Annotated in this window: 1 protein-coding gene; it reads right to left on the bottom strand. The window is 51.1% G+C overall.

Annotated elements, in window-relative coordinates; translation table 11 throughout:
- A partial coding sequence (locus tag AUL39_RS04490) for a restriction endonuclease subunit S (protein ID WP_160327026.1) occupies positions 1–499 on the bottom strand: 499 nt, incomplete at both ends.

Below are 499 nucleotides of genomic sequence, written 5' to 3'. Positions count from 1 at the left end.
CGCTGATGAAGGGTGATGAGGGAGTCGAGGCGATCGAACAAGACACCGATCTCGACTTGTTCTTTGATGCTCGGCATTCTTATCTCACTGAGAAGCAGCTTGTCGAAGAAGAAGTAGAGTCTAACGCCGCCCTCTTGCAGGGCTTCTATCTGCCTTGAGAATAACGGCGATTTGAACCAATGCCAGAGGAACCTGTCGTTGCAAGAATCATCACTTCGGAAGACCTCATACAGTGAGCTGACAATGACGTTTTTGCTGGTAGATAGGTATCCTATAGAGCCGACGTTGATTCTGGCCGGGTTGTAGGCAAACGACCCTGGCTCGACGATCCAGTAAGCTCGCTTGTCAGCCTGGCTTGGTGTGCCGCCATTCTCAAACTGCTCGTCCTGGGGGACGAACCCCTTATCGTTAGAAACGGAATAGCTCTCAAAGGGGAGGTTATCGCTGTTCCGAACACCCGAAGGGAAAACGAAATCTGAGAACTTACGCTGTTCCCAAG

This window comes from Tractidigestivibacter scatoligenes (assembly GCF_001494635.1).
Lineage (GTDB): Bacteria > Actinomycetota > Coriobacteriia > Coriobacteriales > Atopobiaceae > Tractidigestivibacter > Tractidigestivibacter scatoligenes.
Note: the sequence above shows the minus strand (reverse complement) of the source record. Positions and strands in the feature narration are given on the sequence as shown.